The organism is Pseudomonas sp. G3-19 (assembly GCF_054855875.1).
This window is the reverse complement of record NZ_JBMPIQ010000003.1, coordinates 2,544,034-2,567,706: the sequence shown is the minus strand read 5'-3', so window position 1 is coordinate 2,567,706 and position 23,673 is coordinate 2,544,034. Positions and strand designations below refer to the sequence as shown.

General features: G+C 61.8%; 20 protein-coding genes. 10 read left to right on the top strand and 10 right to left on the bottom strand.

Annotated elements, in window-relative coordinates; genetic code table 11:
- Window positions 1-110 precede the first annotated feature (110 nt).
- A complete protein-coding gene (locus tag ACOYXI_RS11830) occupies window positions 111-578 on the top strand; it encodes a TlpA disulfide reductase family protein (protein WP_027612297.1) in 468 nt (155 codons plus the stop codon).
- A gap of 210 nt (window positions 579-788) precedes the next feature.
- On the opposite strand, the gene ACOYXI_RS11825 is transcribed toward ACOYXI_RS11830, so the two are convergent.
- Both ACOYXI_RS11825 and ACOYXI_RS11820 read right to left on the bottom strand, forming a co-directional pair.
- A complete protein-coding gene (locus ACOYXI_RS11825; RefSeq protein ID WP_007968709.1) occupies window positions 789-1,193 on the bottom strand; it encodes an META domain-containing protein in 405 nt (134 codons plus the stop codon).
- On the bottom strand, window positions 1,193-1,627 hold the full coding sequence (locus tag ACOYXI_RS11820; protein ID WP_025112952.1) for a hypothetical protein: 435 nt from the start codon (window positions 1,625-1,627) through the stop codon (window positions 1,193-1,195). The genes ACOYXI_RS11825 and ACOYXI_RS11820 overlap by 1 nt, the downstream gene beginning before the upstream one ends.
- Before the next feature lie 133 nt (window positions 1,628-1,760).
- Here ACOYXI_RS11820 and ACOYXI_RS11815 point away from each other — a divergent pair, with 133 nt between their 5' ends.
- Window positions 1,761-2,201: a hypothetical protein gene (locus ACOYXI_RS11815; protein ID WP_098965080.1), complete on the top strand. Its 441-nt coding sequence runs from the start codon at window positions 1,761-1,763 to the stop codon at window positions 2,199-2,201.
- A gap of 12 nt (window positions 2,202-2,213) precedes the next feature.
- Here the strand turns inward: ACOYXI_RS11815 and ACOYXI_RS11810 are convergent, their stop codons facing one another.
- Window positions 2,214-3,203 carry a 2-hydroxyacid dehydrogenase gene (locus ACOYXI_RS11810; RefSeq protein ID WP_139054873.1) on the bottom strand — a complete coding sequence of 330 codons (990 nt, stop codon included), beginning with the start codon at window positions 3,201-3,203 and terminating at the stop codon, window positions 2,214-2,216.
- Window positions 3,204-3,286: 83 nt separating this feature from the next.
- Window positions 3,287-6,040, bottom strand: a complete 2,754-nt coding sequence (locus tag ACOYXI_RS11805) for a response regulator (protein WP_461675563.1) — start codon at window positions 6,038-6,040, stop codon at window positions 3,287-3,289.
- Between the two features lie 217 nt (window positions 6,041-6,257).
- Here ACOYXI_RS11805 and ACOYXI_RS11800 point away from each other — a divergent pair, with 217 nt between their 5' ends.
- The 7 genes from ACOYXI_RS11800 (at window position 6,258) to ACOYXI_RS11770 (ending at window position 14,752) form a co-directional block, all read left to right on the top strand.
- Window positions 6,258-6,980 carry a response regulator transcription factor gene (locus ACOYXI_RS11800; RefSeq protein WP_098965077.1) on the top strand — a complete coding sequence of 241 codons (723 nt, stop codon included), beginning with the start codon at window positions 6,258-6,260 and terminating at the stop codon, window positions 6,978-6,980.
- Complete coding sequence (locus tag ACOYXI_RS11795) at window positions 6,967-8,391, top strand: histidine kinase sensor domain-containing protein (protein ID WP_461674863.1); 1,425 nt, start codon at window positions 6,967-6,969, stop codon at window positions 8,389-8,391. The genes ACOYXI_RS11800 and ACOYXI_RS11795 overlap by 14 nt, the downstream gene beginning before the upstream one ends.
- 202 nt (window positions 8,392-8,593) lie before the next feature.
- Window positions 8,594-9,496, top strand: a complete 903-nt coding sequence (gene cysM, locus ACOYXI_RS11790; RefSeq protein ID WP_027612303.1) for a cysteine synthase CysM — start codon at window positions 8,594-8,596, stop codon at window positions 9,494-9,496.
- Complete coding sequence (gene rlmD, locus ACOYXI_RS11785; RefSeq protein ID WP_098965074.1) at window positions 9,496-10,872, top strand: 23S rRNA (uracil(1939)-C(5))-methyltransferase RlmD; 1,377 nt, start codon at window positions 9,496-9,498, stop codon at window positions 10,870-10,872. Before cysM ends, rlmD begins: the two co-directional genes overlap by 1 nt.
- Window positions 10,873-10,973: 101 nt before the next feature.
- A complete protein-coding gene (gene relA, locus ACOYXI_RS11780) occupies window positions 10,974-13,217 on the top strand; it encodes a GTP diphosphokinase (RefSeq protein WP_027612305.1) in 2,244 nt (747 codons plus the stop codon).
- Window positions 13,218-13,349: 132 nt separating this feature from the next.
- Window positions 13,350-14,183, top strand: coding sequence for a nucleoside triphosphate pyrophosphohydrolase (mazG, locus tag ACOYXI_RS11775; protein ID WP_210558881.1), 834 nt, complete (start codon window positions 13,350-13,352; stop codon window positions 14,181-14,183).
- A 26-nt stretch (window positions 14,184-14,209) separates the two neighbouring features.
- The gene (locus ACOYXI_RS11770) at window positions 14,210-14,752 is read left to right on the top strand and encodes a DUF2058 domain-containing protein (RefSeq protein WP_007968960.1); all 543 of its coding nucleotides are present in this window, start codon (window positions 14,210-14,212) and stop codon (window positions 14,750-14,752) included.
- 146 nt (window positions 14,753-14,898) lie between these two features.
- Here ACOYXI_RS11770 and ACOYXI_RS11765 read toward each other — a convergent pair whose 3' ends face one another.
- From ACOYXI_RS11765 to ACOYXI_RS11740, 6 genes are all read right to left on the bottom strand, one after another.
- Entirely contained in the window at window positions 14,899-15,087 is a 189-nt protein-coding gene (locus tag ACOYXI_RS11765) for a hypothetical protein (RefSeq protein ID WP_003227153.1), read from the bottom strand.
- A 392-nt stretch (window positions 15,088-15,479) separates the two neighbouring features.
- On the bottom strand, window positions 15,480-16,700 hold the full coding sequence (gene fabB, locus ACOYXI_RS11760; RefSeq protein WP_007968959.1) for a beta-ketoacyl-ACP synthase I: 1,221 nt from the start codon (window positions 16,698-16,700) through the stop codon (window positions 15,480-15,482).
- An 11-nt stretch (window positions 16,701-16,711) separates the two neighbouring features.
- Window positions 16,712-17,227, bottom strand: coding sequence for a 3-hydroxyacyl-[acyl-carrier-protein] dehydratase FabA (gene fabA, locus ACOYXI_RS11755; protein WP_003227150.1), 516 nt, complete (start codon window positions 17,225-17,227; stop codon window positions 16,712-16,714).
- 247 nt (window positions 17,228-17,474) lie between these two features.
- The gene (locus ACOYXI_RS11750; RefSeq protein WP_461674862.1) at window positions 17,475-19,379 is read right to left on the bottom strand and encodes a response regulator; all 1,905 of its coding nucleotides are present in this window, start codon (window positions 19,377-19,379) and stop codon (window positions 17,475-17,477) included.
- Window positions 19,376-20,308 carry an ABC transporter substrate-binding protein gene (locus tag ACOYXI_RS11745; RefSeq protein WP_225135969.1) on the bottom strand — a complete coding sequence of 311 codons (933 nt, stop codon included), beginning with the start codon at window positions 20,306-20,308 and terminating at the stop codon, window positions 19,376-19,378. The genes ACOYXI_RS11750 and ACOYXI_RS11745 overlap by 4 nt, the downstream gene beginning before the upstream one ends.
- Before the next feature lies 1 nt (window position 20,309).
- On the bottom strand, window positions 20,310-22,433 hold the full coding sequence (locus ACOYXI_RS11740; protein ID WP_461674861.1) for a TonB-dependent receptor plug domain-containing protein: 2,124 nt from the start codon (window positions 22,431-22,433) through the stop codon (window positions 20,310-20,312).
- Window positions 22,434-22,629: 196 nt separating this feature from the next.
- Here ACOYXI_RS11740 and ACOYXI_RS11735 point away from each other — a divergent pair, with 196 nt between their 5' ends.
- Window positions 22,630-23,655 carry an NAD(P)H-dependent glycerol-3-phosphate dehydrogenase gene (locus tag ACOYXI_RS11735; RefSeq protein ID WP_027612311.1) on the top strand — a complete coding sequence of 342 codons (1,026 nt, stop codon included), beginning with the start codon at window positions 22,630-22,632 and terminating at the stop codon, window positions 23,653-23,655.
- Window positions 23,656-23,673 lie beyond the last annotated feature (18 nt).

The following is a 23,673-nucleotide window of genomic DNA, read 5'->3' as shown; positions in this document are numbered from 1 at the left end:
GGTCGCTTCTGGCGTAAAGTGGCGGCTATTCTAACTGTGCAGCGCGCAATCCAGAACCTTCAGAGGCGATGGGTCGCAGGCGCATTCAATTTTTGACCAGGGAACATGACATGACACGGCGATTGGCAGCGGCATTGACGATAATCGGGGCGTTGATGCTGGGGGGCTGCGGCAACGACTACGGCATTGACCAGAATGGTCAGAAGGTCGCGTCCGAGCGTCTGGACAAACAATGGGTAGTCATCAATTACTGGGCCGAATGGTGTGGCCCGTGCCGCACGGAAATTCCTGAGCTCAATCATTTGGCGGACGAACTCAAGAGCAAGAATGTTGGGGTGTTCGGGGTCAACTTCGACAACGTCCAGGGTGAAGACCTGAAAAGCGCCAGCGAGAAGCTGGGCATCAAGTTCACCGTGCTGGCGCAGGATCCGGCCGACCTGTTCGACCTGCCGCGCAGTGAGGCCTTGCCGGTGACCTACATCATCGACAACAAGGGCAAGGTGCGTGAGCAGTTGATGGGCGAGCAGACGGCGGCGGGGGTGATGGCCAAGCTGGAGGCGTTGCAGGCGACAAAGTGAGCTGCCTCTAAAGAGCAACCCTCACCCCAGCCCTCTCCCAGAAGGAGAGGGAGCTGACCGAGGTGTCTGGCGCTTCCATCGACCTGGAAGATCGTGTCGATTATGGATTCAGCGAAGATCCTTCAAGTCGGCGCACACTTTCAGAACCCCCCAATCAGTTCCCTCTCCCTTTGGGAGAGGGTTAGGGTGAGGGTTTGGCGTTCTTGAGGGTTAACCCTCTTCCAGCCACCAACGCAACGGCTTGCCTTCGGCCGGCCAGAAGCGCATCTGCTCGATCGGCGAGATGTCCCAGCGCTCAACGCCTTGCAGCGCCTGCAGGAAGCGTTGTTCCTGCTCCATCAGCGCCGGGGCGCAGAGTTTGCGGGTCTTGCCGATCGGGCCGAAGCTCAGCTTGTCGCCGTCGAGGGTGTACGGCGCGAACCAGTGGTTGCAGCCGCCATTGCCGTACGCGCGGCCATCGTCACCGAGGGTCACGGTCAGATGGCTGTAATCCATCAATGGCCGCTCGCCGATCCACTCCAGAATGTAGCTGCGGTTCTGCTGCAATTGCACAGGCTCTGCGGCGCAGCCCACCAGAGCGGCACCGACCAGCAGCGGCAGGGCAAGGCGTTTCATCACGCAGGCTCCTGGCATTTCGGGCACAGGTGCTTGTCGCCAACGGCTTTCCAGCCCAGCTCGGCAATGCGCGCCGTGGCGGCCGGTTTCTCGGCGGTCTTGCCCAGCTTGGCGTCCACCGCGAACTCGAAGTTCAGCTCTTTGGCGCAGCTGTCGCAGTTGACCTGCCAGGTGTGGATCGCCAGTTCGCCGAAGACCGGGCCGGTGGTCATCGCGGTCCATTGGCCCGGCGGATTGATCAGGTGGCGCACGGTGTCGACGGTCAGGCGCATGGACAAGTCCTTGCTGCCTTTGAGGGTGACCAACAGGACGTCACCGTTGCGGATCGAGCCACCGTTGCCGGTGACCTGATAGCGGCCCGGTACGAGGGCGCGGCATTCGGTGAGGGTGTGTTGCGGGTTCATCAGGGTGTAGCGGAAATCGTGTTCGACCATGGGTCCTCCAAATCTGCGCGACATGCTAGCACGGGCTGGATTGCAGGATGGCGTACACGTGCGACCTTCGATCCGGTTCAAATCGTCCGGCGCTCATGGCAAACTGCCGCCCTTCACTCTGAGGGAACGGAACATGGCGCTGATCGAATGTTATGAATGCAAGCGGAGCATCAGCTCGGAAGCAAAGGCGTGCATTCATTGTGGTGCTCCGATGGCGCAGCAGCATGAGCACACACCGGCGCAAGCCGCCGCCGCGACGATTTCATTTGGCAGCCTGCCGCGCAATAAATCCGTGCCCGAGGCGTTTATCCCGCCACCAGCCCCTGAGCCCGCGCCGCGCGTTTCACCGGCGGCGGTCGGTCGCCGCCGCCGGCAACCGGAACCCGCACCTCAACTTCAGCCCAACGCCGACGGTTCGCGTCCGGTGGAAGGCTGGTTGAAGATCATGGTGTTCCTGCTGCCGATGGTCTTTGTCTGGTTCCTGCTGCGTAACGGTCATTCGATGAAGCAGCGCTTTTTCGGTTTTGGCTGGCTGGCGTTGCTGATCCTGGCCTCGTCGCTGTCGCCGAAGTAAACCGGCAAGCCTTCAACCCTCGACCTGGTTCTGCGGTGCACCTGCAGCCCAGGTCGCGATGTTGTGCAGGGTGGTCGCGGCAATCGCGCCCAGCGCTTCATGGGTCAGAAACGCCTGATGCGCGGTGATGATCACGTTCGGGAAAGTCAGCAGCCGCGCCAATACGTCGTCCTGCAACGGCAAGTCGCTGCGATCCTCGAAAAACAGCTGCGCCTCTTCTTCATACACATCCAGTCCCAGATAGCCCAGTTGGCCGTCTTTCAAGGCGTCGATCAGCGCCGGCGTGTCGACCAGGCCGCCGCGTCCGGTGTTGATCAACATCGCCCCCGGTTGCAGGTGTGCCAGTGACTCGCGGTTGATCAAGTGTTTGCTCTGGGCGTTGAGCGGGCAGTGCAGGCTGATGATCCGCGACTGCGCGAGCAGCTCCGGCAGGCTCAGGTAACGGGCGCCCAGCGCCACGACCTCAGGGTTTGGGTACGGGTCGTAGGCCAGCAATTGGCAACCGAAACCGTGCATGATTTTCGCGAACGTCGCGCCGATCTGCCCGGTGCCGACGATGCCCACGGTCTTGCCCACCAGATCGAAACCCGTCAGGCCGTGCAGCGTGAAATCGCCTTCGCGGGTGCGGTTGTAGGCGCGGTGCAGGCGTCGGTTGAGTGCCAGAATCAGCGCCACCGCGTGTTCGGCCACCGCATGTGGCGAGTAGGCCGGTACCCGCACCACGGCCAGCCCGAGGCGTTTTGCCGCGAGCAGATCAACATGGTTGTAGCCCGCCGAGCGCAGGGCGATCAGCCGTGTGCCACCGGCGGCGAGGCGCTCCAGCACCGGCGCACTGAGGTCGTCATTGATGAAGGCGCAGACCACCTCGTGCTGCTCGGCCAGGGCGGCGGTGTCGAGGCTGAGCCGGGCCGGCTGAAAGTGCAGTTCTATCCCGGTCGGACATTCGGCGCCGAGGAAGCTGTCGCGGTCATAGGTCTGGCTGCTGAAAACGAGCGTGCGCATGAATTCCTCCTGGAACGGGGTGGCGAGTCAGCGTTGACGGCCACCACTTTAACGGCGGATGCCGCTGCCGGCATTGCCGTGGATCAGGCGCTGATCCTGGCTTGCGTCGCGAGTCGATTGATCGCCCGCTCCAGTTCTTCCAGCGCCACCACTGCCTTCGGATCGCCCTGTTTGAGCAGGGTTTCACTGCGCTGACAGGCCGCGCGTAACTGCGGCACGCCACAATATCGGGTCGCACCGTGCAGGCGATGCACGCGCTCGATCAGTGCGTTCTGATCCCGGGCTTCACTGGCGGCACGAATGGCTTCGCGGTCAGCCTCCAGCGAGGCGAGCAACATGGCCAGCATGTCGGCTGCCAGATCGGCCTTGCCGGCGGCCAGACGCAAGCCTTCTTCGTGGTCGAGCACCGGCAACTCACTGCCACCCGCCGCGCTGTCGCTGGCCCGTTCCGTTCCTTGATTGCGCAAGGCCAGACCGGTCCACTTCAGCACCACTTGCGCCAGTTGCCGCTCGCTGATCGGCTTGGTCAGATAGTCATCCATGCCGCTTTGCAGCAAGGCGCGTTTTTCGTTGGCCATGGCGTGGGCGGTGAGGGCGACGATCGGCAGCGGTGTGCTATGCCGTTCGCTTTCCCACTGGCGGATAGTTTCGGTGGTCTGGCGTCCGTCCATGCCCGGCATCTGTACGTCCATCAGCACCAGATCGAAGGATTCGCTCTGCACCGCTTTGACTGCTGCGTAGCCGCTTTCCACGGCCAGAACCTTGGCGCCCATGTCTTCGAGCAGAGTCTGCACCAGCAACAGGTTGGCCGGGTTGTCGTCGACGCACAGCACTTTCGGTGCACGGCTCGACAGCGGTTCACCCGGCTCGTTACGCGGCTGGCGCGGGTTGGCCAGATCCGCCAACGCCCGACGCAGTTTGCGCGTGCAGGCTGGTTTGGCTTGCAGCTGGCTGTGCGGGTTGGGCACCGAGAGATGGAACAGCGTCTGTTCGGTCGTCGGGCACAGCACCAGCACTTTGCAACCGAGGTGTTCGAGGTCCCAGATATGCTGATTCAGGCGCTCCGGGAGCATGTCGTTGCTGGTGATGCCGAGCACCGCAAGGTCGATCGCCTGATCGGTCTGGTGCGCGCCGGTGACGCCGTTGGTCAGGCTCTCCAGCGTATTGAACGGCGTGACGTCGAGGCCGCAGTCTTCCAGTTGATGCTGCAGCGCCTGACGTGCCAGTTCGTGATTTTCCAGCACCGCCACGCGACGCCCGAGCAGTGGCGGGCCCGGCAGGTCTTCGCTGTCGTCGCGGGTTTTCGGCAGGCTCAGGCTGATCCAGAATTCCGAGCCTTCGCCCGGGGTGCTGTCGACGCCGATTTCGCCACCCATCTGTTCGATCAGACGCTTGGAGATCACCAGACCCAGACCGGTACCGCCGGGTTGGCGCGACAGCGAGTTGTCGGCCTGACTGAATGCCTGGAACAACGCGCGCACGTCCTGACTCGACAGGCCGATGCCGGTGTCCTGAATGCTGATGCGCAACTGCACGCTGTCTTCGTGTTCTTCTTCAAGCATGGCGCGGGCGACGATGGTGCCTTCGCGGGTGAACTTGATCGCGTTGCTGACCAGGTTGGTGAGGATCTGCTTGAGGCGCAGCGGGTCGCCGACCAGTGACAGCGGCGTGTCGCGATAAACCAGACTCACCAGCTCCAACTGCTTTGCGTGGGCGGCCGGGGCCAGGATGGTCAGGGTGTCCTGCAGCAGATCGCGCAGGTTGAACGGGATGTGGTCGAGCACCAGTTTGCCGGCCTCGATCTTCGAGAAATCGAGAATCTCGTTGATGATCCCCAGCAGGCTGTCGGCGGACTTTTCGATGGTGCCCAGATAGTCGAGCTGGCGCGGCGTCAGTTCGCTTTTCTGCAACAGATGCGTGAAACCGAGAATGCCGTTGAGCGGCGTGCGGATCTCATGGCTCATGTTGGCGAGGAACTCGGATTTGATCCGGCTCGCCTCCAGTGCTTCTTTGCGCGCCAGGTCCAGTTCGATGTTCTGGATCTCGATGGTTTCCAGATTCTGCCGCACGTCTTCGGTGGCTTGATCGACGCTGTGCTGCAGTTCTTCGCGAGCGTTCTGCAGGGTGCCGGCCATGCGGTTGATGCCCGAGGCGAGCTCGTCCAGTTCCTGACTGCCGAGCGGTGGCAGGCGGGTTTCCAGATGACCGTCCTTGAGCTGGGCAACTGCCTGTTTGATCTGGCTCAGCGGGCGGTTGATGGTGCGGCCCATGCGCAACGCGAGCAGGGCCGCGCCCGCCAGACCGGCGGCAATCAGCAGCAGGCTGGCAAACAGGCTGCGATAACCGCGCAGCAGCATGCCGTTGTGCGACAGCTCCAGTTCGACCCAGCCGAGCAGTCGGTCGGATTCTTTGGGGATCAGATCACCAGCGAGGTTGCGATGCTTGCCGAACACCGGCATCAGGTAACGGGTGGCGTCATTGCCGCTGCGCCGTTGCAGTTGTGCACTGTCACCGCTGGGCGCCTGATTGAGCATGGTCGGGCCGGCGTGCGCCAGCGGTGTGCGGTCGGGGGCGAGGAAGGTGACGGCGCGCACGTCAGGTTGTTCGAGGGACTGGGTGGCGATGCGTTCGAGCAAATCGGTGTTGCCGTGGCCCATGGCGGGCGCCACCAGCGGCGCCAGTTGCTCGGCGATCATTTCACCGCGCTGCATCAATTGGGTCTGCAAATCGGACTGTTGCATCCAGGTGAAATAGCCACCGAGCACCAACGCCATCAGGCTGGTGGGCAACAGGGTCAGCAACAACACGCGACCTTTGATTCCCAGTTTCTTGAGCACACCCATCTCCTGCATCCCGCTGAACTGTTGACTCGCACGTGCGTCCGGCACGCGACATTGGCGCAGTGTAGCGATTTGCAGGCGGGCAATCTTCGGAAAAATCATGTCGCCATTGGTCGGCGCGGCCTGGCGCGTTTGTCCGGCCGGTCAAGCTTGGGTTGCCCGATGGCGGGCAATCTTGAATAATCGGCCAACTGAGAATTATTAGCAGATACTCATGACTCCTGTTTCCACCGACCTGCCACGCATTCTCGCCATTGAGGACGACCCGGTGCTGGGCGCCTATGTTCACGAGCATCTGGGCCGCAGCGGCTTTGCGGTGACCTGGTGCCAGAACGGTCAGGAAGGGCTGAACATTGCGCGTCACCAGCCGTTCGACGTGGTGCTGATGGACATTCTGCTGCCGGGGCTCGACGGCCTGAAGGTGCTGACGCAATTGCGCCAGAGCCATTCGACGCCGGTGCTGCTGATGTCGGCGCTGGGCGCCGAGGCCGACCGCATCAGCGGTTTTCGCCTGGGCGCCGATGATTACCTGCCCAAGCCGTTCAGCATGGCCGAGCTGCATGTGCGGATCGAGGCGATCCTGCGCCGGGTGGCGCTGGATCGGCGCCCGGCAGCGATTGCCCCGGCTGCGATCCACGGCGCGCTGCGCTTCGACGACGAACAATGCGAAGTCTTCTATAACGCACAAGCCGCCGGTCTGACTCGCAGCGAATACCGTCTGCTGGAAACCCTCAATCGCAACGACGAAGAAGTGCTGAGCAAGGCCTTCCTTTATCAGCATGTGCTGCAACGTGGCTATGCGGCCCACGACCGCAGCCTCGACATGCACATCAGCCAGATCCGCCGCAAACTCAAGGCCATCGGTTACCTCGAACGGGAAGTGCGCACGGTGTGGGGCAAGGGTTATGTGCTGAGTGCCACCGATGAAAATCTCTGACCTGCCGGGGCGGCATTCGCTGTTCTGGAAACTGGCGTGTCTGCTGGTAGCGTTCTGTCTGTTGATGATCTGGCTGAGCTGGTCCTGGGGCCGCTACATGGAAGAGCGCAACCAGTATCTCTCCGACGAGGCGCGCGGCACCCTCAGCCGCTATGCCGGCGAAGCCGAGCGGGCGTGGCAGCGCGGTGAGCGTGACGGGGTCGATAACTGGTTGCAGAGCATGGAGCTGCGTGAGGCCGCCTGGGTCGGGGTGATCGACCGCAATCTGCAGTCGTTGAGCAGCGATCCGCTGAATGAACAGGAAATCCAGCACCTGACCTTTTTACGCGGCCTCGACTGGCCGATCCACAAGCAAGGCCGGCCATGGCTGCGCGTACCATTTCCGCAGAATCCGTCCGCCGGCAGTCTGGTAATCGAGTTGCCCGAGCGCTTCCTGCCGGGGAAATACCGGGTGTTCTGGCGGGTGATTACAAATGGCGTGATTCCGGGGCTGTTCACTCTGTTGCTGTGTGTCGGCCTGTATCGCTTGCTGGTGGTGCCGCTGAACAATCTACGCAAGCAGGCCAATGCGTGGCGTGCCGACCAATTGAATGTGCGTCTGTCGAGCGGCATTACCCAGCGCCCGGACGAACTCGGTGAACTGGCGCGGGCCTTCGATTCAATGTCCGAACGCCTGCAATCCACCGTCGCCTTGCAACAGCAATTGCTGCGCGACCTGTCCCATGAACTGCGCACGCCGCTGAGCCGGCTGCGCGTGGCCAGTGAAAGCGAACAGGATCTACGGCAACTGCGCGAGCGCATCGGCCGTGAAGTCGACGGCATGCAACGACTGGTCGAAGACACCCTGCAACTGGCGTGGCTCGACACCGAGCGTGCGCCGCTGCCGGACGAGGCGATCCAGATTCAGGCCTTGTGGGAAATGCTCACCGACAATGCCTGTTATGAAAGCGGCTGGCTGAGCCTGCAATTGCAGTGCGCGGTGCCGGCGTCGTGCTGGGTGCGCGGCAACCTCAATACTTTGGCGCAGGCGCTGGAGAACATTCTGCGCAACGCCATTCGGCATTCGCCCAAGGGCGGCATCGTGCGCCTCGATGGACGGCGTGACGGCGATTACTGGCATTTATGGCTGGAGGATCAGGGCGGCGGGGTGGCCGAGGGCGATCTGCAACGGATCTTCTCGCCCTTCACCCGCCTCGACGGCTCGCGCCCGGGGGATGGCGGTTTTGGGCTGGGGTTGAGCATTGCGAGGAATGCGGTGCAGCGTCAGGGTGGGATGGTGTGGGCGGAGAATGGTGGGGCGGGGTTGCGCCTGAATTTGCGGCTGATTGCCGATGACGGCGGCGTGACGGCTGCCGCCTTCGCGAGCAAGCCCGCTCCCACTTTGGATGTGTGTCGTCCGCAGATTGTATAACCAACACCGCCACCCTCCTGTGGGAGCGGGCTTGCTCGCGAAGGGGCCCTTCGATTCACCGCTGAACTCAAAAGTCGCACCACCGGTGCGACATTCATCTGCTTATTCCCAGAAACCATAAGCACCGCACTTTGCGTGATATGGCCTGCGAACGTTTGCCGGTATGATAGGCGCCCCCGCACGTCTGGATTGCGAATACGCCATGACCCTGCAGTACCCAACCATCGCCGATTGCGTCGGCAACACTCCGCTGGTGCGTTTGCAGCGCCTGCCCGGTGCCACCAGCAACACCCTGTTGCTCAAGCTCGAAGGGAACAACCCGGCGGGTTCGGTCAAGGACCGTCCGGCGCTGTCGATGATCACTCGTGCCGAACTGCGCGGGCAGATCCACGCCGGCGACACGCTGATCGAAGCGACCTCGGGCAACACCGGGATCGCCCTGGCGATGGCCGCCGCGATCAAGGGTTACAAGATGATCCTGATCATGCCGGACAACTCCAGCGCCGAGCGTAAGGCAGCGATGACCGCCTATGGCGCCGAGCTGATTCTGGTCAGTCAGGAAGAGGGCATGGAAGGCGCGCGCGATCTCGCCCAGCGCATGGAAGCCGAAGGCCGTGGCAAGGTGCTCGATCAGTTCGCCAACGGCGACAATCCTGAAGCGCACTACACCACCACCGGCCCGGAAATCTGGCGTCAGACCCAGGGCACCATCACCCATTTCGTCAGTTCGATGGGCACCACCGGCACCATCATGGGCGTCTCGCGCTACTTGAAAGAGCAGAGCGACAGCGTGCAGATCATCGGGCTGCAACCGATGGAAGGCTCGGCCATTCCCGGCATCCGTCGCTGGCCGCAGGAATACCTGCCGAAGATCTATCAGGCTGATCGCGTTGACCGCATCGTCGACATGGCGCAAAGCGAGGCCGAAGACGTCACCCGGCGTCTGGCCCGCGAAGAAGGCATCTTCTGTGGCGTGTCCTCGGGTGGTGCGGTGGCAGCGATGCTGCGCCTGTCCAAAGAAGTTGAAAACGCGGTGATCGTCGCGATCATCTGCGACCGTGGCGACCGTTATCTGTCGACCGGCATTTTCGACGCGCCCAACTGATGGCCAAGCACGAGAGAGGCCTGCGCTTCCAGCCCACCGGCGGCAGCAAGGCCGCGCAAATTCCGACCGGCAAAAAACAGCGCTTGAACATCGAGCGCCTGGCCAATGACGGTCGCGGCATCGCGTTTTTCGAAGGCAAAACCTGGTTCGTCCTCGGCGCCCTTGCCGGTGAAGAGGTCGAGGCGCGGGTACTTGGCGCCCACGGAAAAGTGGTCGAGGCGCGCACCGAGCGCGTGTTCAAGGCCAGCGAATTGCGTCGCCCGGCAGCCTGTCAGCATGCCGGCCGCTGCGGCGGGTGCAGCGTGCAGCATTTGCCCCACACCGAACAGCTTGCCCTGAAACAGCGCATGCTCGCCGAGCAGCTGTCGAAGGTCGCCGGGGTCGCGCCTGACGAATGGGCTGCGCCGTTGACTGGCCCGGAATTCGGCTATCGCCGCCGCGCGCGGATCGCCGTGCGCTGGGACATGAAAGCCAAGCAGCTTGAAGTCGGTTTCCGCGCTGCCGGCAGCCAGGACATCGTCGCCATCAACGAATGCCCGGTGCTGGTACAGCCCTTGCAACCGATCATGACCCGCTTGCCGGAGATGCTCCGTCGTTTGAGCAAACCGCAGGCGCTGGGGCATGTCGAGTTGTTCAGTGGTTCATCGCTGGCGGTGTTGTTGCGACACATGGCGCCGCTGTCCGAAGCCGACCTGACGATCCTCAAGGATTTCTGCCAGTTCCATGCAGCGCAACTGTGGTTGCATGGCGAAGGCCAGCCGCAACCGGTGGATGCCACGCAGGCGCTGGGCTATCGCCTGGAGCAGTGGGATCTGGATCTGGCCTGGCGGCCAGGGGATTTCATCCAGGTCAACGCTGGGGTCAACGAGGCGATGGTCGCGCAGGCGCTGGACTGGCTGAAGCCGACCGGTGACGAGCGCGTGCTCGACCTGTTCTGCGGTCTGGGTAACTTCGCCTTGCCGCTGGCCAAAAGCGTGCGTGAAGTGGTGGCGGTGGAGGGCGTGCAGACCATGGTCGACCGTGCCGCTGCCAATGCTGCTAGCAACAATTTGCATAACACAAAGTTTTTTCAAGCCGATTTATCCCAGCCTTTGACCGATGCCCAGTGGATCGGAAACGGCTTTTCTGCGGTACTCTTGGACCCACCGCGTGACGGTGCTTTCGAGGTGGTGCGCAAGCTCGCGACCCTGGGTGCCAAACGGTTGGTGTATGTATCGTGCAACCCTGCAACTCTGGCGCGCGATACGGTCGAATTGATCAAGCAGGGCTACCGGTTAAAACGTGCCGGGATTCTCGATATGTTTCCTCAGACGGCACATGTCGAGGCCATGGCGTTATTTGAAGCGAGCCAGGATGGCTCGTCTGAATCCGTCTGACCTGTCCGGGCGGCGCTCGCTTTAGCCCCGCGAGCGCATACGGGCGTTGAGGGTCAGCGATTTGACGCATTGAATCTGCGTCGTAGGGAAGGTAAAGCAGCATGGTACAGGTGAGAGCACACCAGCCGATCAACACTGACGGCAGTATCAATCTCGAGGCTTGGCTCGATCACGCGGTCAGTGTCGACATGGCACTGGATCGCGAAGCCTTGAAAGAAGCCTGCGAGTTCGCTCGCGAGGCCGAACAGCAGTCCAATGCCAAGAAGAATCTGTGGGCCGAAGGCTCCGGCAGTTTCAGCACGGGACTGGAGATCGCCGAGATCCTCGCCGACCTCAAACTCGATCAGGATTCGCTGGTCGCGGCGGTGCTGTATCGCGGCGTCCGCGAAGGTCAGATCGAACTCGCGGCGGTCAGCCAGCGCTTCGGTCCCGTCGTGGCCAAACTGATCGACGGCGTGCAGCGCATGGCGGCAATCAGTGCCAGCCTCAGCCCGCGCCAGTCGATGGTGATGGGCACTCAGGGCCAGGTGGAAAACCTGCGCAAGATGCTGGTGGCGATGGTCGACGACGTTCGTGTCGCGCTGATCAAACTGGCCGAACGTACCTGCGCCATTCGCGCGGTGAAAACCGCTGACGACGAGAAGCGCAACCGCGTCGCCCGGGAAGTCTTCGACATCTATGCGCCGCTCGCGCACCGACTCGGCATCGGTCATATCAAGTGGGAGCTGGAGGACTTGTCCTTCCGTTACCTGGAACCCGATCAATACAAACAGATCGCCAAGCTGCTCCATGAGCGGCGGCTGGACCGTGAGCGGTTCATCAGCGATGTGATGACCCAGCTCAAGGACGAATTGCAGGCCACCGGCGTCGACGCCGACATCAGCGGCCGGGCGAAACACATCTATTCGATCTGGCGCAAAATGCAGCGCAAGGGTCTGGAGTTCAGCCAGATCTACGACGTGCGCGCCGTGCGCGTGCTGGTGCCGGAAATGCGCGACTGCTACACCGCGCTCGGCATCGTCCACACCCTGTGGCGGCACATCCCGAAGGAATTCGACGACTACATCGCCAACCCGAAAGAGAACGGCTACCGCTCGCTGCACACCGCGGTAATCGGTCCGGAAGGCAAGGTGCTGGAAGTACAGATCCGTACGCACTCGATGCACGAGGAGGCCGAGCTCGGCGTCTGCGCGCACTGGCGCTACAAGGGCACCGACGTCAAATCCGGCTCGAACCACTACGAAGAGAAAATCTCCTGGCTGCGGCAGGTGCTCGAATGGCACGAAGAGCTGGGCGACATCGGTGGTCTGGCCGAACAGCTGCGGGTCGATATCGAACCGGACCGGGTGTACATCTTCACCCCCGACGGCCACGCCATCGATTTGCCGAAGGGGGCGACGCCGCTGGACTTCGCCTACCGCGTGCACACCGAAATCGGGCACAACTGCCGTGGCGCGAAGATCAACGGGCGGATCGTGCCGCTCAACTACAGCCTGCAGACCGGTGAGCAGGTCGAGATCATCACCAGCAAACACGGTACGCCGAGCCGTGACTGGCTGAACCCGAACCTGGGTTACGTCACCACCTCGCGGGCGCGGGCGAAGATCGTTCACTGGTTCAAGTTGCAGGCCCGTGACCAGAACGTCGCGGCCGGTAAAACCCTGATCGAGCGCGAACTCAATCGCCTCGGTCTGCCGGCGGTGGATTTCGACAAGCTGGCCGAAAAGGCCAACATGAAAACCGCCGAAGACATGTTCGCCGCCCTCGGTGCCGGCGACCTGCGTCTGGCGCAACTGGTCAACCTGGCGCAGCAATTGGTCGAGCCGGAGCGTGGCAACGAACAGCTGGAGCTGATTCCGCGCAAGGCCACTGGCTACAAGCCGGGCAAGCGCGGCGACATTCAGATCCAGGGTGTCGGCAACCTGATGACGCAGATGGCCGGCTGCTGCCAGCCGCTGCCGGGCGACGCGATCGTCGGCTACATCACTCAGGGCCGCGGCGTGAGCATTCACCGGCAGGACTGCGCCTCGGTGCTGCAACTGGCCGGGCGCGAGCCGGAGCGGATCATCCAGGTCAGTTGGGGCCCGGTGCCGGTGCTCACCTATCCGGTGGACATCGTCATCCGCGCCTACGACCGTTCCGGTCTGCTGCGTGACGTCTCGCAGGTGCTGCTCAATGAGCGGATCAACGTGCTGGCGGTCAATACCCGCTCGAACAAGGAAGACAACACCGCGCTGATGTCGCTGACCATCGAGATTCCCGGGCTGGATGCGCTGGGGCGCTTGCTGGGGCGGATTTCGCAGTTGCCGAACATCATCGAGACGCGGCGTAACCGTACTCCGTGAAGATGGCTTCGTTCGAAGGTGGGAGCGGGCTTGCTCGCGAAGAGGGCGTGTCAGTCGATATTTGCGCTGAATGACACACCGCATTCGCGAGCAAGCCCGCTCCCACATTGGTTTTGTGTAGAGGCATGACAGATGTATTCACTTGAAGACCTGCTCCACCTGATGAGCCGCCTGCGCGATCCGCAGTTCGGTTGCCCGTGGGACATCAAGCAAACCTACGCGACCATCGTCCCGCATACCCTCGAAGAAGCCTATGAAGTGGCTGACGCCATTGAACGCGGCGACTTCGATCACTTGCAGGGCGAGCTGGGTGATCTGTTGTTTCAGGTGGTCTATTACAGCCAGTTGGCCCGGGAAGAAGGGCGCTTCGAATTTGCCGGAGTGATCGACAGCATCACGCGCAAGCTGATCCGTCGTCATCCGCACGTGTTCCCCACCGGCGATCTGTACGCGCCGCTGGATGTGCCACGGCTGAATGAAGAACAGGTCAAGCAGCGTTGGGAAGAGATCAAGGCCGAAGAACGCGCGGAGAAATCCGCCGTGCCCGAGCAGCTGTCACTGCTCGATGACGTGCCCGCCGCGTTGCCGGCACTGTCGCGTTCGGCCAAGTTGCAAAAGCGCGCCGGGCAGGTCGGCTTCGACTGGCCGGATGCACTGCCGGTGCTGGACAAGGTGCGCGAAGAGCTCGATGAAGTGCTCGAAGCCATGTCCGAAAACGATCCCGACGCGGTGGCTGACGAGATCGGTGATCTGCTGTTTTCCGTGGTCAATCTGGCCCGGCATCTCAAGGTCGATCCGGAAACCGCACTGCGCTGTGCCAACGCCAAGTTCGAACGACGTTTCCGATTTATCGAACAGGCATTGCGCGACACCCGTCGTCCCATGGAAGATTGCACCCTCGAAGAGTTGGACGCCCTGTGGGGTGAAGCCAAACGTCAGGAAAAGAATTTGCCCAGCTGCGGCTGAGCCGTTGCCCAAGTGAGTAAGCATTAATGAGCCTTTCCCTTCGCGACCAGTTGCTCAAAGCAGGTCTGGTCAACCAAAAGCAGGCCAAGCAGGTCAGCAAAGACAAGCAGAAGCAACAGCGTCTGGCCCACAAAGGGCAGGCCGAGCTGGATGATTCGCAGCAGCGCGCCGCTCAGGAAGCCATGGCCGAGAAGGTCAAGCGCGACCAGGAGCTGAACCGCCAGCAGCAGGAGAAAGCCGAGGCCAAGGCCCGTGCCGCACAGGTCAAGCAGTTGATCGAAGTCTCGCGTCTGCCGAAGCTGACCACCGAGGACTACTACAACTTCGTCGACGACAAGAAGGTCAAGCGCATCTCGGTCAATACGCTGATGCGCAACAAGCTCAGCAGCGGCTCGCTGGCGATCGTGCACCATGCCGGCGGCTACGAAGTGATCCCTCGTGAAGCGGCCCTGAAGATCCAGGAGCGCGACCCGCAACGTATCGTGCAGCTCAACGTGCAGACCGAAGAGGTCAATGCCGAGGACGATCCGTACGCGGCCTATCAGATCCCTGATGACCTGATGTGGTAAACCGATAAAGCTGTAACAACCCAAACTGTGGCGAGGGAGCTTGCTCCCGCTGGACTGCGTAGCAGGCCTCTGCTCTTGAGTTGAAGAGCAGGGCCGCTTCGCGCCCCAGCGGGAGCAAGCTCCCTCGCCACAGGTTCAATATTCGCCTAAGCGGATTTCAGATCCCGTTGCTGTTCTTGCAGTTCGAGTTCGGCCTTGTAGTTGTGGGCATCGATCTCGTTGTGGAACATGCCGACCAGCAAGTCTTGTTGATGCACATCCCAGATCCGTACACCGGCGGCTACGCCTTCATGGGACATGTGTGAATCGTCGCGTTCAGTTACTTTTACAGTCATCTGCTAGCTCCAAATCTCAAGTTATCTGCAGCAAGGCGTGTGCAGGACTCTTTTATATGATTTGTTAGCTTGCTAAGTAAACGCTTGATTTGTGCAAGGTGTTGTTGCGGTTTTTGCAACAGTGCTGCAGCCCGCGTAATCCGCGACATTCGGTCGCAGGGCGGGAAGTTGCATGACAGAAGTTTCATTTTCAGGCGCACTGATATCCCCTGTGGGAGCGGGCTTGCTCGCGAAAGCGGAGTGTCAGTCGCCACTTTCATACCTGAGCCAGCGCTTTCGCGAGCAAGCCCGCTCCCACAAGGGAAAGCGGAGTGCCTGGCGACTTTCTGCAGACGAAAAAAAACGCCCCGAACCAGTCGGGGCGTTTTCATGTGTGGCTCTGCAGCGGGGACTTACTTGCCTTCCCAGCGCTTCAGCACCAGCGTGGCGTTGGTGCCGCCGAAGCCGAAGCTGTTGCTCATCACGGTGTTGATGGTGGCGTTTTCGCGGGTCTTGGTCAGCACCGGCAGATCGGCCACTTCAGGGTCCAGTTCGTCGATGTTGGCGGAACCGGCGATGAAGTTGCCTTCCATCATCAGCATGCAGTAGATCGCTTCGTGAACGCCGGCGGCGCCCAGGGAGTGACCGGACAGGCTCTTGGTCGAGCTGATCGCTGGAGCCTTGTCGCCGAACACTTCACGCACACCTTTCATTTCCGCGACGTCGCCGACCGGAGTCGAGGTGCCGTGGGTGTTCAGGTAGTCGATCGGGGTGTCGACGGTGGACATTGCCATCTGCATGCAGCGGATCGCGCCTTCGCCACTTGGGGCAACCATGTCGTAGCCGTCGGACGTTGCGCCGTAGCCAACGATTTCAGCGTAGATCTTGGCGCCACGGGCCAGAGCGTGTTCCAGCTCTTCAACCACGACCATGCCGCCACCGCCAGCGATGACGAAACCGTCACGGTCGGCGTCGTAGGCGCGGGAGGCTTGTTCCGGGGTGTCGTTGCGCTTGCTGGACAGGGCGCCCATCGCGTCGAACAGGAACGACTGGCTCCAGTGCTCTTCTTCACCGCCACCGGCGAAGACGATGTCCTGCTTGCCCATCTGGATCTGTTCCATGGCGGTACCGATGCAGTGAGCACTGGTGGCGCAGGCAGAAGCGATGGAGTAGTTCAGGCCCTTGATCTTGAACGGCGTGGCCAGGCACGCGGAAACGGTGCTGCTCATGGTCCGCGTTACACGGTATGGGCCAACGCGTTTCACGCCTTTCTCGCGCAGGATGTCCAGCGCTTCCATCTGGTTCAGAGTCGACGCGCCGCCGGAGCCGGCGATCAGGCCGGTACGCGGGTTGGACACTTGCTCTTCGGTCAGGCCGGAGTCAGTGATCGCGTCTTTCATGGCCAGGTAGGCGTAAGCCGCTGCGTGGCCGACGAAACGATAGATCTTGCGATCGATCAGTTCTTCAAGGTTGAGGTCGATGGAGCCGGAAACCTGGCTACGCAGACCCATTTCAGCATATTCCGGGTTGAACCGGATGCCAGGGCGGCTTGCACGCAGGTTAGCGGAGACGGTCTCTTTGTCATTGCCCAGGCACGAAACAATGCCCAGACCAGTGATAACGACGCGGCGCATGCGAATAACCCTTAGAAGTTGTCAGTGGAGGTGAACACGCCGACGCGAAGGCCTTCGGCGGTGTAGATTTCGCGACCGTCGACAGTCACCGAACCGTCGGCGATGGCCAGGTTCAGCTTGCCCTTGAGGACGCGTTTGATATGAATGTTGTAGGTGACTTTCTTGGCGGTCGGCAGGACCTGGCCGAAGAATTTCACTTCGCCCGAACCCAGCGCACGGCCACGGCCCGGCAGGCCTTGCCAGCCCAGGAAGAAGCCGACCAGTTGCCACATGGCGTCCAGACCCAGGCAGCCCGGCATCACCGGATCGCCCTCGAAGTGGCACGCGAAGAACCACAGGTCAGGGTTGATATCCAGCTCGGCGACCAATTCACCTTTGCCGTACTTGCCGCCTTCTTCGCTGATCAGGGTGATGCGATCCACCATCAGCATGTTCGGGGCGGGCAGTTGCGCGTTACCTGGGCCGAACAGCTCACCGCGACTGCAGCGCAGCAGGTCTTCCCGAGTAAAGGCGTTTTGTTTGGTCATGCGAGCTCCTCAATAATCCCATGCGGCAGGTGGGGCAAATCTTCCCGGCCGATCGACGCGTTCATGCCTCGTACCGGCAGCCTACTCATAGACTATTGCGTTGTGGTGAAAGTCACAGCACCAAGGACATGAATGTACACTTGTGCACTGAAATTTTTATTCGAGCCTCTTTTGAGGCTCGTTCGGGTGCCTAAGACTGCCGCACTTTCGCTTTTCACGCCAGTCGCAGATGGTCGAAAAACCGTCACTACTGCACCCAGCGCTGCAGAATCTGTTGTAGGTCATTGCGTTTGAACGGCTTGGCCAGGTAATCGTTCATGCCCGCCGAAAGGCAGGTTTCGCGGTCGCCCTGTAGTGCGTTGGCGGTCAGCGCGATGATCGGTACCTCGCCGCGTCCGGGCAGTTGACGGATCTGCCGAGTCGCCTCGTAACCGTCGATGATCGGCAGGCGGCAGTCCATCAGAATCACTTCGAAATCATTGCCTTCGGCGCTGCGCACCGCTTGTGCGCCATCGGTAGCGACGCTGACAGTAAAGCCGAGGCTGCGCAGCATGGCTTCGATGACCGTCTGGTTGACCGGGTTGTCCTCCACCAGCAACACATTGCGCCCCTCACCATGCCCGTTGCCGTTGGCTGCACGCGGTGCCGCCAGTTGCGGCAACGTCTGCTTATATAAGGCCAGCGGGATTTCCAGGGTGAACACCGATCCCAGGCCTTCTTCACTTTGCGCGCGCAACGTCCCGCCCATGCGTTCGGCCAGGGTGCGGGCGATCGGCAAGCCGAGGCCGGTGCCGCCATAGCGCCGGGAAATCGAACTGTCGGCCTGCTGGAACGCATTGAACATCAACTCCAGACTTTCCGAGGAGATACCGATGCCACTGTCGCGCACCGAACAGGTGAACCACAGCAACTCGTGATCCAGCGCCTGCCACTGCGCCTCGATGCTGACCCGGCCGCGCTCGGTGAACTTCAAGGCGTTGCCCACCAGGTTGACCAGAATCTGCCGGATCCGCGTCGGGTCGCCCTGCACCTGCAAGGCGCGCATGTCCTCGGGGATCCGCAGGTTCAGATCCAGGCCACGCTGCACCGCGCTGTGCTGGAACGACTGGGCGCAAGCGCCGATCAGGTCGGCGAGGTTGAACGGAATGTGCTCAAGCTCCAGCTCCGAGCGTTCGATCCGCGAGAAGTCGAGAATGTCGTTGATGACTTTCAGCAGGTGTTCGGTGGACTCGGAAGCGAGCGCCGCGTACTCGATCTGCTCCTCGGTCATGTCGGTGGTTTCCAGCAACTGCAACATGCCCAGCACTCCGTTCATCGGGGTGCGCAGTTCATGGCTCATCATCGCCAGAAAATCGGATTTGGCATTGTTGGCCTTTTCCGCTTCCTCGCGGGTCTGGATCAGTTGCGCCATCGCCTGATGCTGTTCGCGGCTGGCCTGCTCCAGTGCCTGGGCGAGGTTGTTGATGTGCTGCGACAGGGCGCCCAACTCGGTGTCATCGACGATCGGCAGTGGGGTCTTGTAATCGCCTTGCTGAATCGCCTTGACCGCGTTGCCGATATCGCGGATCGGCGCCGACAGGCTGCCGGCCAGACGCCGCGCCAGAACAAAGGTGAAGAGCAGGGCAAACAACGCCAGAATCCCGGCCTTGAGCAGAATTTCCTGTTGGCGCTGACTGAAGGCATCGTTGGACAGACCGACAATCACCCGGCCCAGATAGTCCTCGCTGGTCACATTGTTGCTGGCTTTGGCGTCGTGGAAAAAATCGCTGTTGAGGGCGATCCGTTGCAGGCGCACCGGGGCCTGGAACACCTCGACCTGATGCGGGCGGTTGTGCGCATCGGCGGCTTGCTCAACGTAGGCGAGAATCCGGTTGGCGCTGTCCTGCACTTCCAGAAAGCGTACGTTCGGTGTGGCCAGGGTCGCTTTGAGCAGGCTTTCCAGCACTTCGTTGTTGCCGGAAATCACCCCGTACTCGGTGGCGGGCGCCAGTTGATTGGCGATCAGTTGCCCGGTGTGATTGAGCTCCTGCCGTAAATCCTGAATCCGCACGAAGGTAAAGAAACTGATCAGCAGCAGCGTGAGCAGCAGGGCCGGGCCGAGGCTGATCAATTGCGTGCGGGTGTTGATGTCCCAGCGGCGACGCAGATTCATGGGTGGCTTTCTCCTTCAGCCAACTGGCGGGCAACAGACGCTTCATCGATTGGCTCGATACCCAGGGAACGAGCGACCTGCACATTACTTGAGACCTTGAAACGATCGGGGTAGAGCGTGCGCGGCCACGTCGCCGGCGGGCGATCGAGCAACCGGTCAAGGATCGCCAGCCAGTCGGGCTGATCGCTGTAAGTGCTGGCGAGGCTGCCGGCCCGCACGAACGCCGCGTTCGGCCCGACCAGCGCCACTTGCCGGGAGTAACTGCTGAGCAACAGGTTTTTCGCGGTTTTCGGGTTGTACAGATCGGGATCGTCGAGGCCCAGCAGCACGTCACTGTTTCTCAGCACGCTTTGCAACGGGCGACTGTCCTGGGTGTTGTCCCAACGCTGGCTGACGATTTGCAGATTCAGCGGCGCTGCTGCCTGGTGCAGCTCCTTGAGCAGGAATTCGCTGTGCTGGTCGAACAGCACGCCGACCCGGCGCACCTGCGGCAGAATCCGTCGAATCAGTTGCAGTTGCCGCCCCAGCGGTGGATCGCTCCATAGCAGACTCAAGTGCGGCGGTTGTGCGCCACCCAGGCGTTGCCGCGCTTGCAATCGGCTGATGCGCAACACCAGCGTCGCCGGGCCCTGGGGCTCCTGCAGGCGCCAGTCGAGGCTGGGCAGGTCGAGCAGAATCATCCGCAGATTGCTCGGCAACTTGCCCGGCGCCGGCAGGCTGGCCAGCGGCTGGAACCGCACGTTGTCGGTGGGACGCAGCTCGCTCAGGGCCTGGACGAAGGCTTGCACCCCGGGGCTTTCTTCGGCGCCGGTCAACAGAATATCGGCGGCTTGCACCGCCACGCCGTGCAGCCACGCGGTCAAAAACAGACAGACACCGGCCAGCCAGTGGCCAAGGGTTGGCGTCTTGTTTGGCGTGGCGTAGCGCACTCTAGAACTCCAGCTCGGCGCTGAAGTACAGCACCCGGCGTTCGTCGTAATTGTTGTCGACGAAAGTGGTCGGTTCATTGTCGAGCCGCTGCTGCAGCACGCCGGCCAGTTGCAGTTGTGCCTTGCCCAGCGGGATGCGTTTGGCGATGCGCGTGTCGACGCGCTCGAAGCGGTAGCCGTTGAGCGCGTTGTCGCCATAATAGAACAGCGCGCTGTTCCAGCCGTGGCCCCAATCACGCAGCCAGCCGGCAGAACCGCTGTTGCGCGAGGTGAATTGCTGATCCAGCGGATTGCTCGCTTCGGCGTCGACGAAAGCGTAAGTGAAGCGCAGGCGATCGATCATGCTCAGGCGCCAGTCGAGCTGGGTTTCGCTGCCGCGAAAACGTGAGCTGTTGGCGTTGCTGGCGATGTACTGGTTGTTGCGCAGCGGCTCGCTGATCATCCCAGTGATTTCGTCGTAGAACAGCTTCACATCCACGGCCAGCCCGAGTTCGGCGAAATAGCCGTTGTAGCCCAGTTCGCGCGAGCGCATGTGTTCCTGATCGAGATTGCCCGGGCCACGGGTCTTGACGAAGTAGCGCGCCGAAGACTGGCCATAGGCGGACGGTCGCAGGTTGCTCACCTGATAGCTCCAGTTGACGTTGTTCTCGAACATGTCCGGCGAACGGATCGCCTCCGAATACACCGCGCGCAGGCCATGGCGCGGGTTGATCAGGTAGTTGACGGCGAATCGCGGCGTCAGCGAACTGCCGATCAATTGGGTGTTTTCGAACATGGCGCCACCCTGCAACAGCCAGTGTTCACTGGCGCGCCACTCCAGTTGGCCGAACGCGCGCCAGGTGGTGTCGTCCAGCGTGCCGTTGAAGTAGGTCTCGGAGTCGGCCCGGTCGTAACGATAGTTCAGGCCGCTGACCAGTCGCAGGTTGTCGGACAGACTGAGGGTGTCCTGCAATTCGAGGTCGTAGCGTGATTCGCGGGCGCTTTGATCGATGTCGCCACACAAGGTCTGGCTGGCACCGTTGCGCCACTGATTCAGCACCTGATTGGCGAGGGCCATTTCCTGCGGGGTTCCGGCTTCCGGACCGGGGCCGGTGAAGCGGGTGATGTTGCGCGCCAGGCGTTCGGTGTAGTTCGGGTTGAGTTGCCACAGTTGGGTCAGTTGCGGGCTGAACGACACTTCGGCATCGCAGGCGCGCCACACTTGCTGGCGATCCCAGTGCTGGGCCGAACCTTGTATATAAAGGCTGTGTTCGGGATTGATGTCGAGATTCCAGCGCACCGAGCCGGCGTAATCCTTGGCAACCACGTCGGAATTGTTCCCGGCAGCGGTAATCCCCGAGAACACCGGGTGGTAGGTGTAGGGCCGCTGGTTACTGCCGTCCTTCGCGTTGATTTGCCAGTCGAGGCTCTGGTTGTCGCTCAGGGTCTGGCTGACGGCGAGGCTGAAGCGGTTCAAGCGGCGGCTGTCACGGTAATCGGCGCCGGTGCGGTCGCTGTCGAAGCCATCGTCTTCCTGGCCGGACAGCGACAGGCGCAAGTCGCCGCCATTCCACCCCGTGCCCTGGCTGGCATAGAAATCGTTGATGCCGCGCTGGCCACGGGTGTACTTCAGGCGCGTGCCGTGGCTGTCCGCCGGGTTGCGGGTGATGATGTTGACCACCGCCATCAGCGCGTTGGCGCCGTAGCTGACGGTGTTCGGCCCACGGAAAACCTCGATGCGCTCGATGTCTTCCATGGCCACCGGAATGTCACTCCAGTCCACCGTGGCCAGGCCTGCGCGGTACACCGAGCGGCCATCGATCAGCACCTGCATGCGCCGCGCTTCACTGGCATTGGTTCCGTGATAATTGACCGCAGCCTGATTGCCGTTGATGTTGCCGACCATCATCCCCGGCACCAGCCGCAGCAACTCGCTGATGTCCCGCGCGCCGCTGGCGTTGATCAGCTCACTGTCAAGCACGGTCATGCTCCCCGGCACTTCCGCCGGCGTCTGTTTCAGGCGAGTAGCCGTCAGCACCTGCGGCAGCGTTTCGCTGTCGACAAACAGGTCGTCCGCCTGCAACACCGGGCTGAACAGCAGCGCCAGCAGCAGTGACGAACGCGAGGGGGGAGAGCCAACAGACACGGCACGGCCTTGATCGCAAAGAATTGGCGCGCATGTTAACCGAGGACAGTGACTTTTCCAGTCACGATGCGGGCATTTTCCTCGGCTTTATTGGTCTTCTTCCTACAAGTGTCGGTAATTGACGCAGGGGCTGGCCGCGCTCCGGTCGCCCCGTATAATGCCGGCATCGCCACTGGTATGGATTAACGGATTGCATATGACTGAACAGCGCCCGATTGCGGTCCTGGGAGGCGGAAGTTTTGGTACCGCCGTGGCCAATCTATTGGCCGAGAACGGCCATCAAGTCCGGCAGTGGATGCGTGACCCCGAGCAGGCCGAGGCCATCCGGGTCAACCGCGAGAATCCGCGTTACCTCAAAGGCATCAAGATTCTGCCGGGAGTGACTGCGGTCACTGACCTGCAGGCCACCCTCGACGCCTGCGAGCTGTGCTTCGTCGCGCTGCCCTCGAGCGCATTGCGCACGGTGCTGGCCGCCCACGCCGAGCGCCTGAGCGGCAAGATGCTGGTCAGCCTGACCAAGGGCATCGAAGCCCACACCTTCAAACTGATGAGCCAGATCCTCGAAGAAATCGCCCCGCAGGCACGTATTGGTGTGCTGTCCGGGCCGAATCTGGCGCGGGAGATCGCCGAGCACGCGCTGACCGCCACCGTGGTCGCCAGCGAAGACGAAGAACTCTGCAAAGCGGTACAGGCTGCGTTGCATGGTCGCACCTTCCGCGTTTACGCCAGTGCTGACCGTTTCGGCGTCGAGCTGGGTGGGGCGTTGAAAAACGTTTACGCGATCATCGCCGGCATGGCGGTGGCGCTGGAGATGGGCGAGAACACCAAGAGCATGCTGATCACTCGCGCCCTGGCCGAGATGACCCGGTTCGCTGTGAACCAGGGTGCCAACCCGATGACCTTCCTCGGTCTGGCCGGGGTCGGTGATCTGATCGTCACCTGCTCGTCGCCGAAGAGCCGCAACTACCAGGTCGGGTTTGCTCTCGGTCAGGGCTTGAGCCTTGATGAAGCGGTGTCGCGTCTGGGCGAAGTCGCCGAAGGCGTGAACACCCTGAAGGTGCTCAAGGCCAAGTCCCAGGAGGTTGGCGTGTACATGCCGCTGGTCGCCGGGCTGCATGCGATTCTGTTTGAAGGACGCACGCTGGAGCAGGTGATCGGTCTACTGATGCGTGCCGAACCGAAAACCGACGTCGACTTTATTTCCACCAGCGGTTTCAACTGATTCAACAGGAAGCGAGCC